The organism is Microbacterium sp. MMO-20 (genome assembly GCF_037147735.1).
In the GTDB taxonomy this organism is placed as follows: domain Bacteria; phylum Actinomycetota; class Actinomycetes; order Actinomycetales; family Microbacteriaceae; genus Microbacterium.
Window position 1 is genome coordinate 1 of the sequence record NZ_JBBCUU010000004.1, and the last position, 13,955, is coordinate 13,955.

16 protein-coding genes are annotated in these 13,955 nt (G+C 68.1%); 5 read left to right on the forward strand and 11 right to left on the reverse strand.

Annotation, left to right across the window (positions count from 1 at the left end):
- Nucleotides 1-103 precede the first annotated feature (103 nt).
- Nucleotides 104-436 (reverse strand): TIGR02391 family protein, encoded by a 333-nt coding sequence (locus WFI52_RS07085; RefSeq protein WP_336626513.1) that lies wholly within the window; start codon nt 434-436, stop codon nt 104-106.
- A gap of 41 nt (nt 437-477) precedes the next feature.
- Nucleotides 478-1,218: a DUF5343 domain-containing protein gene (locus WFI52_RS07090; RefSeq protein WP_336626514.1), complete on the reverse strand. Its 741-nt coding sequence runs from the start codon at nt 1,216-1,218 to the stop codon at nt 478-480.
- A 92-nt stretch (nt 1,219-1,310) separates the two neighbouring features.
- On the opposite strand from WFI52_RS07090, the gene WFI52_RS07095 reads away from it, so the two are divergent.
- Complete coding sequence (locus WFI52_RS07095; protein ID WP_336626515.1) at nt 1,311-2,210, forward strand: hypothetical protein; 900 nt, start codon at nt 1,311-1,313, stop codon at nt 2,208-2,210.
- A gap of 50 nt (nt 2,211-2,260) precedes the next feature.
- Here the strand turns inward: WFI52_RS07095 and WFI52_RS07100 are convergent, their stop codons facing one another.
- Nucleotides 2,261-2,638 carry a TIR domain-containing protein gene (locus WFI52_RS07100; protein WP_336626516.1) on the reverse strand — a complete coding sequence of 126 codons (378 nt, stop codon included), beginning with the start codon at nt 2,636-2,638 and terminating at the stop codon, nt 2,261-2,263.
- A 335-nt stretch (nt 2,639-2,973) separates the two neighbouring features.
- Here WFI52_RS07100 and WFI52_RS07105 point away from each other — a divergent pair, with 335 nt between their 5' ends.
- Complete coding sequence (locus WFI52_RS07105) at nt 2,974-3,843, forward strand: hypothetical protein (protein WP_336626517.1); 870 nt, start codon at nt 2,974-2,976, stop codon at nt 3,841-3,843.
- Nucleotides 3,844-3,928: 85 nt separating this feature from the next.
- Complete coding sequence (locus tag WFI52_RS07110) at nt 3,929-4,771, forward strand: hypothetical protein (protein ID WP_336626518.1); 843 nt, start codon at nt 3,929-3,931, stop codon at nt 4,769-4,771.
- 459 nt (nt 4,772-5,230) lie between these two features.
- Here WFI52_RS07110 and WFI52_RS07115 read toward each other — a convergent pair whose 3' ends face one another.
- The 5 genes from WFI52_RS07115 to WFI52_RS07135 all read right to left on the reverse strand — a co-directional run bounded on the left by WFI52_RS07115 (nt 5,231) and on the right by WFI52_RS07135 (nt 8,795).
- A complete protein-coding gene (locus tag WFI52_RS07115) occupies nt 5,231-6,076 on the reverse strand; it encodes a universal stress protein (protein ID WP_336626519.1) in 846 nt (281 codons plus the stop codon).
- Nucleotides 6,077-6,169: 93 nt separating this feature from the next.
- Nucleotides 6,170-7,579, reverse strand: coding sequence for an HNH endonuclease signature motif containing protein (locus WFI52_RS07120; RefSeq protein ID WP_336626520.1), 1,410 nt, complete (start codon nt 7,577-7,579; stop codon nt 6,170-6,172).
- A 75-nt stretch (nt 7,580-7,654) separates the two neighbouring features.
- On the reverse strand, nt 7,655-7,834 hold the full coding sequence (locus WFI52_RS07125) for a hypothetical protein (protein WP_336626521.1): 180 nt from the start codon (nt 7,832-7,834) through the stop codon (nt 7,655-7,657).
- Entirely contained in the window at nt 7,834-7,989 is a 156-nt protein-coding gene (locus tag WFI52_RS07130) for a hypothetical protein (RefSeq protein WP_336626522.1), read from the reverse strand. Before WFI52_RS07130 ends, WFI52_RS07125 begins: the two co-directional genes overlap by 1 nt.
- Nucleotides 7,986-8,795 carry an HAD-IIA family hydrolase gene (locus WFI52_RS07135; RefSeq protein WP_336626523.1) on the reverse strand — a complete coding sequence of 270 codons (810 nt, stop codon included), beginning with the start codon at nt 8,793-8,795 and terminating at the stop codon, nt 7,986-7,988. The genes WFI52_RS07130 and WFI52_RS07135 overlap by 4 nt, the downstream gene beginning before the upstream one ends.
- Before the next feature lie 42 nt (nt 8,796-8,837).
- Here WFI52_RS07135 and WFI52_RS07140 point away from each other — a divergent pair, with 42 nt between their 5' ends.
- Nucleotides 8,838-9,794 (forward strand): SDR family NAD(P)-dependent oxidoreductase, encoded by a 957-nt coding sequence (locus WFI52_RS07140; protein WP_336626524.1) that lies wholly within the window; start codon nt 8,838-8,840, stop codon nt 9,792-9,794.
- Nucleotides 9,795-9,955: 161 nt separating this feature from the next.
- Here the strand turns inward: WFI52_RS07140 and WFI52_RS07145 are convergent, their stop codons facing one another.
- Together WFI52_RS07145 and WFI52_RS07150 are read right to left on the reverse strand one after the other, a co-directional pair.
- Nucleotides 9,956-10,606: a metal-dependent transcriptional regulator gene (locus WFI52_RS07145; RefSeq protein WP_336626525.1), complete on the reverse strand. Its 651-nt coding sequence runs from the start codon at nt 10,604-10,606 to the stop codon at nt 9,956-9,958.
- Nucleotides 10,607-10,615: 9 nt separating this feature from the next.
- Nucleotides 10,616-11,869 carry an Nramp family divalent metal transporter gene (locus WFI52_RS07150; protein ID WP_336626526.1) on the reverse strand — a complete coding sequence of 418 codons (1,254 nt, stop codon included), beginning with the start codon at nt 11,867-11,869 and terminating at the stop codon, nt 10,616-10,618.
- A gap of 78 nt (nt 11,870-11,947) precedes the next feature.
- Between WFI52_RS07150 and WFI52_RS07155 the strand changes: the two genes are divergently transcribed.
- A complete protein-coding gene (locus WFI52_RS07155; RefSeq protein ID WP_336626527.1) occupies nt 11,948-12,592 on the forward strand; it encodes a TrmH family RNA methyltransferase in 645 nt (214 codons plus the stop codon).
- A gap of 22 nt (nt 12,593-12,614) precedes the next feature.
- Here WFI52_RS07155 and WFI52_RS07160 read toward each other — a convergent pair whose 3' ends face one another.
- Entirely contained in the window at nt 12,615-13,934 is a 1,320-nt protein-coding gene (locus WFI52_RS07160) for an MATE family efflux transporter (protein ID WP_336626528.1), read from the reverse strand.
- Nucleotides 13,935-13,955 lie beyond the last annotated feature (21 nt).

Here is a 13,955-nt window from a genome sequence, read left to right on the forward strand (position 1 = left end):
GACGTGGATAAGCCAGAGCCCCGGCTGGCAGAACACGCACGCCCGCCCGCCGAAACAACTCAACGAAAAGCGAAACGCGGCTCAACCGAATCGCGACGGTGGATCAGGGCTGAGAGGATTTGGAGTTTCCAGCCGATATTCGCAGCAGTGGGTTGTTCGGCGAGAACACCGACGTCATCAGTTCGTCGCCGTCCTCAGTCCGACCTGTTCGTGCGCGCACAAGCTCGTTGAGAGCCTTGACTCCGGACTCAACGGCGTCCGCGTAGTGCTCGGTTACAAATCGACTTCGAGTCGCCGCCCGAAGGTCGGCGTCGAGAATCGTCGCGTCGTACGTGGCGTGCAGGTCACTTTCGGGAATCGAGTCAGGCGCTACCTGGCTCTCAGCCGGGGTGCTCGCTGGATCGATGAGGAGCAGGGTCAACTCCTGGCGAGCCATGGCGGCTCGCTCTGCAGCATCTCTTGCTATTGCAATCCAGCTCACTGTCGGTAAAGATGCTTGGCCATGCTCGCGAAGATCTGATCGATTTGATCGGCTGATGCCGCAGGCGGGATGTGCACCTGTATGTCTAGATGAATGGTCGGCGCAGAGTTGGCGCTTCCTGATCCAATCTGCGCATTCACCGAAGCTTCCTCGGGCTTGCGGTCCTCCGCCGCCCTCGACGACGTCGCGCCGGCAGGCGCCCGTGCCGCTCTGGGCTTCGCGCTGGCTGCCTTAGAACCGTTGGTCCCGGCGGGTGGCGAGGCGGGGGCCGGAGATTTCGAAGCGATCATCGCATATGTCGCCGCCATCTGTTTGGCGTTCGAGTCGCCTTGCCCCTGGTGCTGCAGCCAAGTCGCCACCTTCACGCGATCAGGCTGACCGCTGTCATCAGTAAGAGATCGCAACTCAGGCGGATAGACAGACTTCAGAATCTCTTCGCAGGCGTCCGCATACGAGGAGTCGATTCGCCACTTGTTTCCGCGATCGGTAAGTGCGCCGTCGTCCTCGATAAGTCCTAGTCTCCTTAGCGGACCAACGACATTGTCGGAGGCGCTCTTGGTGCCGGCCATCGACAGGAGAGCCGCGACCGTCGCCGGAGTGAATTTAGTCGAAGGAGCAGCGGCCGCCTTGGCGCGTAAAGCAAACCACGACTTCTCGCCCACCTTCGGGAGTGAGACAGATGCTGCCATTTCGTCACCTTTCGAGGAGAACGCAAGCGGTGAAATCATGGCAATCATGACACGCCTCGTCTCATCCGAGAGAGAGGAGATCACTTGGTCTGTTCGAGGCGCTCGTCGCGGAGGCGGGCAAGGTAGGACAGAATCGGCACGTGCCCCTCGCCGACTTTGCTGAGAAGACATTCGAGACCGCTTACGACATTGAGTTGGCGACGGGCATCGGTGGCAACCCCGCGGTGTTCGCGCCGTCGCAGGTCCTCGAGAAGCTTCTCGGATTCGATGCGGCCGCAAACCCCGACGCCAACCATGTGCTTTGGAGTGTACTGTCGGCATCCCGTCCGCCGGGATTAGTGCTTACGTCCGAGAGTTGGGCTGGCTCGGGGTTTGCCGCGCCCGAGCAGGTACACCTGCCCACATTTCCGATCAGCTACGTTGTCCAGTTCAAGCGTCCTGAGTATCTGAGGGGCAGTCGGGCTGCGCAATGGAAGTTGTGGCACGCGCCGTACTATCGGTTCCGGCGCGAGACGGACCAACAGAGGGTACTGAAACGGCTTGAGCTGAATCTTGGCAGCGAAGCGGTAGTCCGCTATGCCGCGCCCGCCTTTCATACGAACCCCCAGCTCGACGCAGCGCGCTGGGCGCGGACGATAATCTCACAGACTGGCCACGTGTCACCGACCACATTGGCTGATCACCAGGTCTGGACTTATCAAGCAGCCGGCCAACCCGGTCGCGGCAACCCGGCCGGACCACTTCGAAGCTTCGAGACGTTTGGCACGATCTTCCGATCGCTAGAGGCAATTCCAGGAGAGACTTCGCGCGATCTCATGCGAGGAGACGGGCTGGCTGCTCATGTCCGCGCGTTAGGACAAGTTGCGATGCTGCGTGAACCTCACCTTCGCCGAGTTGTCGGCGCTTGGGATGTGAGCCTCCGTGAGGCCGATGTGGGAGCGGGTCACCGTGCCAACGTGACGTCATTTGCAGCGTTCATGACACTTCTCACATGGCTCGGCGCGCGTTGGTGGCTACTCGACCGCGCCGCGCTCCGCTAGACCGCTTGCTTGATACTCTGTACTGCCTTCATGAGCTTCATTCCAGTGGTTCATGAGAGCTCGATGCCCTCGTAGTCGCAGCGATAGATATTTTGACGATCGGAGGGAACAGGTACTCGCTTGTCCCAAAGGAGTAAGACGAGCGTGTCATAGAGTACGAATGCCGCATCGATCTCAATGAGCACGTCCTGGTTGACGACGTACGACTCTGGGCCGGTGCCTTCCTCGGCGCTCGCACAGATGATTCCGGCGTTGGAGCGCCGCATGGCGCCGAACACCTTGTCGGGGACTGAAATCGCTGTCGACTCTTCTTCGACGGCGATCTCGACCTTGATCCCCGCGATCTCGAGAGTCGTCTTCACCTGGTCGACATCATCCGTGTTCTTCCCGTGGGATATGAAAACCCGGAGCTCTTCCTGCTCGATCACGACCTCTTGCGGCGCTGCTGGAGCCGATGGCTCAATCTCGGGAGCAACGGCAGTGGTCTCCGGAATCGGGGGTCGCCTGCTGCTCCTGCGTTGGATCCGACCCCCTCAGCATCTGTCTCCGCCGCCGGATCAACCCAGGGCGGCGCACGCCCACCTCTACCCGAGCGACTACGACGACCAGATCGCCCGCTTTGGGGTGTTCGTCCGGGCGTAGTTCACCCCGCCCCGGGCGAACCATTCAACTCAGTCAACTCGGAACTTCAACTCGCTGTCCTCGGTGAACTGTGTATACTGATAATTCAGTTGGAAAAGGACGATGAGTAGATGGGCGCGAGATGACCGATACGCAGGCCGAAGCCAGCATCGGCGAAGCTGAGAAGGTGAAGCAGACTCGTCGAGCCGCGGGGGTGGGCTTCCCCTCGATGCCGTTGGGCGATGCGGTTGCCCTGGTGAAGAAGATCGCCAGCTATGGCACTGTGCACACCGACGCTGCCGTTGCATCCTTCCTGGGGCACAGCACGGCGAACAGCGGCCCCTTCCGATCGAAGCTGGCAGCACTGAAGGACTACGGTCTGCTGAGCGGGAGGAGCACCGAGCTAGCGGTCACTCCGTTGGCGCTGGAGATCGTTCACCCCGGATTGGAAGCGGACCCGCACGAGTCGCTGAAGGCGGCCTTCCTGAAGTGCAAGGTCTTCGCTGCCGTGCTGGACGCGCTCCCGAAGGACCACGACCTGGAGGTTGCGGGACTCGCGAACACCGCAATGCACAACCACGGCGTGGCGCCGCAGTCCAAAGAGGTCTTCGCCGCGTCCTTTGTCAAGAGCGGGGTCCTCGCCGGTCTCATCGAAGAAGTAGATGCGGGCCGGATTCGGATTCCATCTGCTTCGGGTGGGTCATCGGCCGCGCCCACTCAGTTGGACGAGCAGAAGAATGGCGACACGGCGTCGGTTGTTCAGCCGAACCCCGCACCCAGCGGCGGAGTCTCACGGTCGATGCTGGCGGAGCCGACGAATGCTGTTGTCAGCCACAGCTGGCCTATTTCGGGCGGCGCAATTAGGTTCACGATCGAGAGTTCGGTGACGCTCCCGGCTTCGGCATACGCTGTCATCGGTTCCGTGATCGCAGCCGGGGACAAATTGGCGGAATTGCTGACCCCCGCGCCGGATTCCGACGCTACCGCGGGAGCGACCGCTGATCCCGAGTAAGGGGTGGGCGTCGTACGACGCGGCCATCCAATCCATCGGGGAGCTTCGTGGCGCTTCGGTAACTGACGAACTACATTTCCTCCGGGTGCTCGGACTTGCAGAGCAGTCGGACCCGCCGCGGTTGTCCGCTCTTGGCGCCACGTACTTCCAGGCCAAATTCGTTCGCGGAGACGAGGAAGCGGCAGTCGCGATCCTTCGTGATGCGTTGTTGACGCTGCCACCGGTCATCGCGGTCGCTCAACTTCTCGATGGAGTTGCAGGGCGAACCCGAGCGTCTATCGAAACGGTCCTACGAAGCCAGGGCTTCGGGAATGGGCTAAAGGATCGCGACGTCGGATTCTTCGTCGCGCTCCTGGCGCGAGCGGGGATCATCCGGTACACCAAAGCGACCGGTGCCGTGCAAGTCCTGGTCCACCCTGCAAGGGCGGAGGAAACGCCTCCCAGCGTCTTCATCAGTCCATCGACACCCTTTGGGAATCGGGTCTGGCTGCGCAGAGTGCTTGAGGAGGCGCGTGGTGACCTGCGCTGGTTGGACAAGCACTTCACCTCGGCAGCGTTTGAGCCGCTATGGGAGGCGGTCGACGGGAACAACGTTTCTCGTGTGCGAATCCTGTCGCTGTATCTCACGGACGCGCATGCCGGTCGCAAGGTGAAACGGGACTACGACGACCTCAAGACCGAGTTCGCTTCACGCGGGGTCGTGCTTGAGTGGAGAGCGATTGACAGTCGGCTGATTCGCGACACGCACGATCGGTGGGTGCTTGGCGACGCGACGGCCCGCAACATCCCGAACGTCAACGCGATCTTGTCGGGCCAGCACTCTGAACTTAACCAGAGCCAGCAGAATGAGGAGCTCGCTCGACTCTTCGAAGGCTACTGGACGCAAGCACAGCCGATCGAGGATGTCTGGGGCGGCAATAGCGCGTGACCGGCGACGCGGGGTTTTCGCGGGGGTTCTGTTGCAGGCCTCTCGGGGCGGTAGCCCGAGTTCCCCCAGAGGGCATGACGGGAATCGAACCCGCACCATCGGTTTGGAAGACCTGCTCCGCGGTGAGCGTCGGCTCTCGAAACGGCGGCGGGAATGGGTTGGCCACCGTTCGTCACCATGATCGTCCGCGGGTGGCCATGCCATGATCCACAAGCTTGAACGGAGGAGGGTCCTCTAACGTGCCCGTCAATCCGCTCGTCGGACCCGCGGGCCCGCTCAATCACGCGTGCCCGTATGACCCGACCCGGAGGATGCCCGCTGGACGGGCGCTCACCGGGCGGGCACCGAACTGCACCAGGCCGCGCCATCCTTCTGTGTGCGCAGGATCGCGGCCGATGCCGCACCAACGCCCGCTCGACGTCCCGGCCAGACACCCGGCGGCGCGCCCGCCGCAACCCCTCAGCGAACGACGGCGGTCACCGTTGCGAGGTGGGCGAGCACCTCCTGGCTGATCGAGCCGAGGAGGAAGCGGGCGATCGCGCCGCGGCCGTGCGTGCCCACGACCGTGAGCGTCGCGTGCTGGGCGTGCGCGTTGATCACCTGCGACGGGTAGCCCTGCTCGACGACCCGCTCGACCTCGAGGTCGGGGTAGTCGCTCGCGATGCCGGCGAGCGCCAGCGCGAGTACCTCCTCGGTGGCTGCCTGCATGTTCTCCAGGTAGAGGTCGGGGTACACGGCGAAGTCGTTCCGCGGCGCGACGACCGGCGTCCACACGCTCACCGCGATCAGCTTCTCGCCCAGACGGTCGGCCTCCGCGGCCGCGAAGCGCAGCGCGTGCTCCGAGACGGGCGACCCGTCGATGCCGACCACGACGCCGCTCCGGTCATCGGCGGCATCCACATCGGGAACCACCACGACCGGACAGTGCGCCCCCGCCGCGATCCGCACGCCGTGCGCGCCGCGCGCCGGCCCGGAGTGTGGCCCGCGGTAGTCGCTGCCGATCACCAGCAGCGACGCGAAGCGGGATGCCTCGATGAGAGCCGCGACCGGGTTCCCCGCCGCAGCGCGCGTCGTCACCTCGATGCCGTCGGCCGTGATGTCGCGGACCTTGTCGTCGAGCATCGCTTCGGTCGCGCGCAGCGCGTCGGAGATCACGGCGTCTTCACCCACCGCGCCGATCGCGCCCCCGACGACCGACAGCAGCTCGACCCGGCCGCCCCGGTCCGCCGCGCGTCGCACCGCCCAATCGATCGCCCGCTGCGAAACCGCGGCATCCGTGACGCCGACGATGATCGTGTCGTTCATGGCCCACCCCTCCGTCGGGAGTATCCGTACTCTCCACGATAGGCATTCACCGCTCCCCGCGCACCCGGTCGCGCCGTGACAAACCTGGCCGACTCACGTCGTCAGAATGCGCCTCTCGACCCGCTTCCGCAGACGCGTCGGCGACGTCGTCACCGCGCGCCACTCGCGGCGCGTGTCGTGCCACGGTGGAGCGAGCACCTCGGGGATGCCGTGGTTCATGCGGATGCGCCATCCGATCCGCTCGAGGAATCGATGGTGATACCAGCACAGCAGCACGCCGTTGTCGGTGTGCGTCGGCCCGCCCGACGCGTGCTCGGTCACGTGGTGGATCTCGCACCACCCGGCGGGTGTCCCGCACCCCGGGATCACGCATCCGCCGTCGCGCAGCGCGATCGCGCGCCGCTGGTGCCGGTTGAACACCCGCTCCTCGGTGCCGATCCCGACGATCCGACCCGCGCGCATCGCGACCCGCTGCACGACCCCGCCGCACGCGATGTGACGGGCGACCGCCACGCTCACGGGCTGGTCGCATCCCTGCGCGTGCGCATACCCTGTGCCGCGCGCGAGGTCGTCGGAATCCACCGACACGACGAGCGTCGGCGCGGCCCCGCCGATCGTCGGCAGGAGGCCCGAGGATGCCGCGACCTGCAGCGCCGCCGCGAGCGCGTCGTGCTGCCGCTGCGCCCGGGTGCGGTCGTCGCGCGCGGGGAGCGGGGCCTCGGCATCCGCCGCCGGGTCGTCGAACGCGACCTTCGGCGACAGCTGCGCGTCGAAGATCGTCTGCAGCTGCGCCGCCACCTCCGGCAGCAGCAGCCCCCGAACCGGCACCCCGTCGGGCGAGGCGACACCCATCACGACCGCGCGCTTGCGCTCGGCCGCGCGCTCGCGTGGCTCGGCGCCGTCCTGATCGAGCGCGAGCGCCCACGTCTGCGCGTGGATCTTCAGCAGGGCGGCGCATGCCGGCGGCGCGCCATCCGGCCCCTCGCCGCGCGCTTCAGCGACGACGATGTCGGCGGCGTCGCGCCGCGCACCCGCCGACACGCGCGGCGCCGTCGCCTGCAGCGGATCGGTGATCGCGAGGATGCCGTCGACGCCGATCGTGCCGTCGAGCATCGCCTCGCGCACGCTCGGGAACGGCGCGTCGAGCGCCTCGCCAGTCGTCTCGGACACGGCCGGTCGCACGGCGGCCGCCGCCCGCTGCAGGCGCGCGGCGATCTGAGGCCCGACGCGCGTCAGTGACTGGATGAGCTCGATCGTGTCGCGGCATCCGAGGTGCGACGTCATCCGCTCGTCGCGCACCGCCTGCGCGGAGCGCCGTGCCACCTCGCCGACCGCATCGATCAGGAGCGCCTCGGCGAGCCGGGCGAAGCCGGCGATCGCGGCCACTTGCGCTGCGAGCTCGGCCTCCGTGGCGCGCTCGAGCGCCCGCCCCGATGCCGCCTCGCCGACCAGCGTCGCGGCTTGCGCGTGCAGGTCGTCGAGCCGATGCGTGAGGAGGTCCATACCCCTCATTGTGACAGGGGGGTCGGACATCGAACGGGGTGAAAAGACCCGCTCAGGCGAGAAAAATCCGCCGCGTCAGCGGAACATCGGCAGCTGGGATGCCAGCGCCAGCAGCAGCCCCGCGAGGGTCAGCGCGAGGATGCCGCGGCCGTTCGGCAACGGGGTTCCCTGCGGGGCATCCTTGCGCCCCTGCACGAAGAGGGCGAGCGCGATGATGAGCAGGGCGAGGCCCGTGAGGATGAGGATGAGCGCCATCAGTCGCGTCCTCCCGAACCGTCTGAATCCGGCCCGCCGGACCCGCCTTCGCGCCGCCGCGACCGCACGTACTGCACGATGAACGTCGTCAGCGTCCCGAGCAGGATGACGATGCTCGTGAGGTACAGCGCGGTCTGCTCACCCGAGGAGATCACAGGCCCTCCGGCATCTCCGACTCGACCGGGTCCACCGACAGCAGGTCGGCGACGGAGTCGACGATCTCGTCGGGGCGGAACGGGTAGCGCTCGATCTCGGCGTCGTCGGAGATTCCCGTGCGCACGAGGATCGTGTGCAGACCTGCCTCGATGCCCGCCACGACGTCGGTGTCCATGCGGTCGCCGATCATGCCGGTGTTCTCGGAGTGCGCACCGATCCGGTTCATCGCCGAGCGGAACATCATCGGGTTCGGCTTGCCGACGACGTACGGTTCTTTGCCTGTCGCGTGTGTGATGAGGGCCGCGAACGACCCGGTCGCGGGGACGATGCCGGTGGGTGTCGGGCCCGTGGCATCCGGGTTCGTGATGATGAATCGCGCCCCGGCGTTGATGAAGCGGATCGCCTGCGTGATGCGGTCGAACGAATAGTTGCGTGTCTCACCGACGACGACGTAGTCGGGTTGCGTCTCGGTCATGACGAATCCCGCCTCGTGCAGCGCGGTGGTCAGGCCCGCCTCGCCGATGACGAAGGCCGTGCCGTGGGGGTGCTGCGAGCGCAGGAACTCTGCGGTCGCGAGCGCCGACGTCCAGATGCGGTCTTCGGGCACTTCGAGTCCCGACATGCGCAGCCGGGCGCTCAGATCGCGCGGTGTGTAGAACGGGTTGTTCGTCAGCACGAGGAACGGCGTCGCGGTGTCGCGCCATTGCGCGAGCAGTTCGGCCGCCCCCGGAATCGGCTTGCTCTCGTGGACGAGCACGCCGTCCATGTCGGTCAGCCAGCACTCGATATCGGCGCGTGTCCGCATGGGGCCCAGCCTAGCGGGGCGAATGCGCCTAGGGTCGGACACGTGGCACGCGACCGGTGGGATCCGACGCAGCTTTCCGACCTGGGCGGTAAGCGGTACCTCGTCACGGGGTCGACCGCCGGGCTCGGCTTCTTCTCGTGCCTGCAGCTCGCGAGTGCCGGAGCCCACGTCATCATGACCGGGCGCAATCCCAACCGCCTCGCCGCCGCCCGCGCCGCCATCCGGCGGCAGGTGCCGGATGCCGAGGTCGACACCCTCCTGCTCGACACGAGCAACCTCGGTTCGGTTCGCGCCGCCGCCGCCACCGCGCGCGGCCGCGCGGGGCTGCACGGCCTCCTGCTCAACGCGGGCGTCGTGCACCCGCCGCGGGAGCGCGAGACGACACCCGATGGGCACGAGGTCGTCTTCGCGACGAACGCCCTCGGCCACTACGCGCTCGCCGGCGAACTGCTGCTGCCGCTCGCCGCGGGACGCGGGCGCATGGTCTGGGTCGGCTCCATGTCGACATCGATGTGGCCCTACGACCCGATCGATCCCGAGCTCGAGAACGGGTACACGCCGTGGCGGGCGTACGTGCAGTCCAAGGTCGCCACGACGGCGCTGGGCTTCGAAGCCGATCGGCGGCTGCGAGCGGCGAACGTGCCGATCTCGAGCATCGTCGCGCACCCGGGGTACTCCGTGAGCGGTCGCACCCGGGGCATCCTCGGCGTCAACGAACCCTCACGCGCGACGCGCTTCTTCGGCAACCTGCAGGCGCCCATCACCCAGTCGAAGGAGCACGGCGCGTGGTCGCTCGTACGAGCCCTCGTCGACCCCGATGCCGAGAGCGGCTCGTTCTGGGGGCCGGCGCGGGTCGTCGGCGGCGCCCCGCGCCGTGCGGAGGCCGCGAAGATCACGCGCGACGAGCAGCTCGCGGCACGCCTGTGGAACTACTGCGAGCATGCGACGGGTGTCGAATGGCCCTATCTGAAGGCGAGCCGCAAGCGCCGGCGGAGGTGACCGGACCGCAGGCCGGGACATCAACTCCGCAGATGTGCGCGTACTCCGCATCCGTTCCCGCCCCGCCGTGCGGAGTTCGTGACATTCTGCGGAGTTCGTGACTCGGCTTTGCGCACCTGCGACGGTCCGCCCGAGCCCGAGCCCGAGCCCGAGCGCGCAGCTCAGGCGGTGAGCCAGACGGCGGATGCCGCGGCATCCGGCAGCCCGATCGACGACCCGCCGTCGACCTGCACGGCGCCTCTGCCCGTGACCGTGACGGAGTGACCGACATCGACGCCTGCCGCCTCGAGCGCGCGCAGGAGCGCCGGGTCGCGATCACTCACGCGCAGCACGCGCCCCGTGTGGCCGATGGGTGCGTCGCCGAGGAGCAGGAACGGGTCGCGGTCGACGGCACCCGCGGCATCCGGAATCGGGTCGCCGTGCGGATCACGTGTCGGGTGACCGAGCCGTGCCGAGATCCGCTCGAGCAGTCGATCGCTGATCGCGTGCTCGAGGACCTCGGCTTCGTCGTGCACCTCGTCCCACGCGTAATCGAACTCGCGCACGAGCCACGTCTCGATGAGGCGATGGCGGCGGATGATCGCGGCGGCGCGGAGCCTGCCGGCATCCGTCAGCGACACCGGACCGTACGGCCGGTGGGACACGAGGTCGGCCGCGGCGAGCTTCTGCACCATCTCCGTCACGGTGGACGGCGCGAGCCCCAGCGTCGCTGCGAGCTGAGACGGAGTCACCGGATCGTTCTGCCACTCGGTGTGGTGGTAGATCGTCTTCAGGTAGTCGTCGATCGCGGTCGAGGGGGCGGCGGCGGGCACGCGTCCAGGCTAGCCGCCGCTCAGCACCAGCCACAGAAGAACGGCGTTCAGCGCGATGAGCAGCACCGCCGCGACGGCGCCCGCCGCCGTCGTCCACCAGCGATTGCGGTGCGCGCCCAGGACGTCGGCGCGAGCCGTGAGCCAGACGAGCGGCACGAGAGCGAACGGGATGCCGAAGCTCAGGACCACCTGGCTGAGCACGAGCGCCCATGTCGGGTCAACGCCGGCTGCGAGGATCGCGATGGCGGGGACGAGCGTCACGAGCCGGCGCGCGAGGAGCGGAATGCGCACGCGCAGGAGGCCGTGCATGATCTCGGCGCCGGCGTAGGCGCCGACCGCGGTGCTCGCGAGGCCGCTCGCGAGCAGGCCGACGGCGAAGATAGTCGCGACGGTGGCGCCGAGCCCGGTCTGCAGGGCGGCGTACGCGCCTTCGAGGCTGTCGGTGCCGGGCACGCCGGCGAGGTTCGCCGCGGCCAGCAGCAGGATCGCGAGGTTCACGGTGCCCGCGATCGCGAGGGCGATCGTGACGTCCCACCGCGTGGCCGTGAGCAGCCGGCGTGTCCCGGCGGAGCGGTCGGCCGGTCGCGCCGTGTCGGCGGTGAAGCGGTCGCGGGCGAGGGCGGAGTGCGCGTAGATCGCATGCGGCATGATCGTCGCGCCGAGGATCGAGGCGGCGAGGAGCACCGAGTCGGTGCCGTCGAAGCGGGGGAGCAGTCCCGACGCCACCCCCGCGGGGTCGGGCGGGGCAATGATCACCCCGTACGTGAACCCGAGCGCGATGACCGCCAGCAGACCGATCACGACGAACTCGAAAGTGCGAGCGCCGCGCCGCTGCTGGACGAGTAGCAGCCCGATCGAGACAGCCCCGGTGAGGAGCCCCCCGATGGGGAGTGGCACGGCGAAGAGCAGCCACAACGCGACCGCCCCGCCGATCACCTCGGCGATGTCGGTGGCCATCGCGACGACCTCGGCCTGCAGCCAGTAGGCGCGGCGAGCCGCGTCGCTCCGGAAGCGCGCACCGAGAGTCTCGGCGAGACTGTGCCCCGTCACGATCCCGAGCTTTGCGGAGAGGTACTGGATGAGCCATGCCATCGCGTTACCGAGTACGACGACCCAGACGAGCAGATATCCGAAGCTCGCGCCGGCCGTCATGTTGCTCGCGACGTTGCCGGGGTCGAGGTAGGCGACGCCGGCGACGAGGGCGGGCCCGAGCAGCCACGCGGCGCGGGAGTGGTGCGTCGCGACGGCGGCTGTTTTCGGCATGCCGAAAAATATAGCAGTGTATTTTTCGGTGAACCGAAAACAGCGGGGTGGGCCGCTGTGCGGGGATAGCCTTGCGGAGTGGGGGAGAGCGGCCAGACCGGCGACACGACCGAGCCGGAACTGCCGGTCGGCGTCGGGCCGTGGCCCGAAGGGCCGGACGCATGGCCGGATGACCCGCGCTACGACCGCGACCTCCTCGCCGCAGGCGACCGCCGCAATGTCATCGACCGGTACCGGTACTGGACGATGGAGGCGATCGTCGCCGACCTCGACGAGCACCGCCACCCGTTCCACGTCGCGATCGAGAACTGGCAGCACGACATGAACATCGGGTCGATCGTGCGCAGCGCCAACGCGTTCGGCGCCGCGGAAGTGCACATCATCGGCCGGCGCCGCTGGAACCGCCGCGGCGCGATGGTCACCGACCGCTATCAGCACGTGCGCCACCACGACGACATCGCCGCCTTCGCCGCGTGGGCGGCGGATGCCGCGGTTCCGGTCGTCGCGGTCGACAACGTGCCCGGGTCGGTGCCGGTCGATCGCGCCAATCTCCCCGAGCGCTGCGTGCTGCTGTTCGGGCAGGAGGGGCCGGGCCTGTCCGCCGAGGCGGTGGCCGCGGCATCCACGGTCGTCGAGATCACGCAGTACGGCTCGACGCGCTCGATCAACGCCAGCGCGGCCGCCGCCGTCGTCATGTACGAATGGTGCCGCCGCTGGGCGTGAGCCGCCGGCGGACCGCGTCGCCTCACGCTCCGGCGGTGAGCCACTCCGAGCGCCGCACGCGCCAGCCGAGCGTGCCGAGGCGCGCGAGCATGTACACACCGAAGAAGGACGCGGCGAGCCAGGCGAGTCCCGTCGCCCCCGTCGGGTGTGTCAGCGCGACGATGACGAGTGCGGGCACGTACGGCACGAGGTTCAGCCCGCCCGCGAGTGCGAGGTAGCGGGCGTCGCCGGCGCCCATCAGCACCCCGTCGAGCACGAACACGATGCCGCACACAGGCTGCGCGATCGCGAGGACGAGCAGCGCCGGCTGGATCAGCGCGGCCACCTGCGGTGACCCGGTGAAGACGAGGCCGATCACCCCCGACAGGGCAGCGATGACGGCGCCCACGACGACTCCGAACCACGCCCCCCATGCCACCGTGCGTCCGAGCACGTGCCGCACGAACGGCTCGTCTCCCGCGCCGAGCCCGCGCCCGACGAGCGCCTGGGCGGCGATCGCCAGCGCGTCGAGCGCGAACGCCGCCGTCGAGAAGATCGTGAACGCGACTTGCCACCCGGCCAGTTCGTCGGTGCCGAGCCCTGTCGCGACGAACACCGTGAGCAGGAACGCCGCCCGCAGCGACACCGTCCGCAGGAACAGCCACCCGCCCGACGTCGCCGAGCCGCGGAGACCTGCGCGCTCCGGACGGAGCGATGCCGCGTGCGTGCGCGCCAGCCTTCCCACGACCACCGCGTAGGCGCCGACCATGCTCCACTGCGCGACGACCGTGCCGGCTGCGGATCCGGCGATCCCCCAACCGAACCCGTAGATGAACAGCCAGTTCAGCAACGCGTTGAAGCCGAAGCCGAAGCCTGCGATCCACAACGGGGTGACCGTGTTCTGCATGCCGCGCAGAAGCCCCGTGGCCGCGAACACGATGAGCATCGCCGGTAGCCCCCACATCGACAGCTGCAGGTAGATGACCGCCTGCTGCGTCACCTCGGGCGCGGCGCCGAAGAGCCCGGCCAGCCATGGCGTCAGCGCCGAGCCGACGACCGCGAGCACCACGCCCAGCCCGAGCGCGAGCCACAGCCCGTCGATGCCCGCCCGGACCGCGCCGGAATGCTCGCCCGCGCCGAAGCGGCGTGCGACCGCCGGCGTCGTCGAATAGGCGAGGAACACCATGAGTCCCACGATCGTCTGCAGCACGGCTGATGCGATGCCGAGCCCGGCGAGAGGAACGACGCCGAGATGGCCGACGAGCGCGGCATCCACGATGAGGAACATCGGCTCGGCGATGAGTGCGCCGAGCGCCGGGACCGCCAACCGGAGGATCTCGCGGTTGAGGGTGACGCCGGCCATAACTCGAGCCTACGGCCGCGC

Excerpts from the sequence above, each read along its gene's own strand:
- WFI52_RS07160 (WP_336626528.1), bottom strand. The coding sequence starts at position 13,934 with ATGGCCGGCGTCACCCTCAACCGCGAGATCCTCCGGTTGGCGGTCCCG.
- WFI52_RS07115 (WP_336626519.1), bottom strand. The coding sequence starts at position 6,076 with ATGAACGACACGATCATCGTCGGCGTCACGGATGCCGCGGTTTCGCAG.
- WFI52_RS07125 (WP_336626521.1), bottom strand. The coding sequence starts at position 7,834 with ATGGCGCTCATCCTCATCCTCACGGGCCTCGCCCTGCTCATCATCGCG.
- WFI52_RS07150 (WP_336626526.1), bottom strand. The coding sequence starts at position 11,869 with ATGCCGAAAACAGCCGCCGTCGCGACGCACCACTCCCGCGCCGCGTGG.
- WFI52_RS07090 (WP_336626514.1), bottom strand. The coding sequence starts at position 1,218 with ATGATTGCCATGATTTCACCGCTTGCGTTCTCCTCGAAAGGTGACGAA.
- WFI52_RS07105 (WP_336626517.1), top strand. The coding sequence starts at position 2,974 with ATGACCGATACGCAGGCCGAAGCCAGCATCGGCGAAGCTGAGAAGGTG.
- WFI52_RS07135 (WP_336626523.1), bottom strand. The coding sequence starts at position 8,795 with ATGCGGACACGCGCCGATATCGAGTGCTGGCTGACCGACATGGACGGC.
- WFI52_RS07120 (WP_336626520.1), bottom strand. The coding sequence starts at position 7,579 with ATGGACCTCCTCACGCATCGGCTCGACGACCTGCACGCGCAAGCCGCG.
- WFI52_RS07085 (WP_336626513.1), bottom strand. The coding sequence starts at position 436 with ATGGCTCGCCAGGAGTTGACCCTGCTCCTCATCGATCCAGCGAGCACC.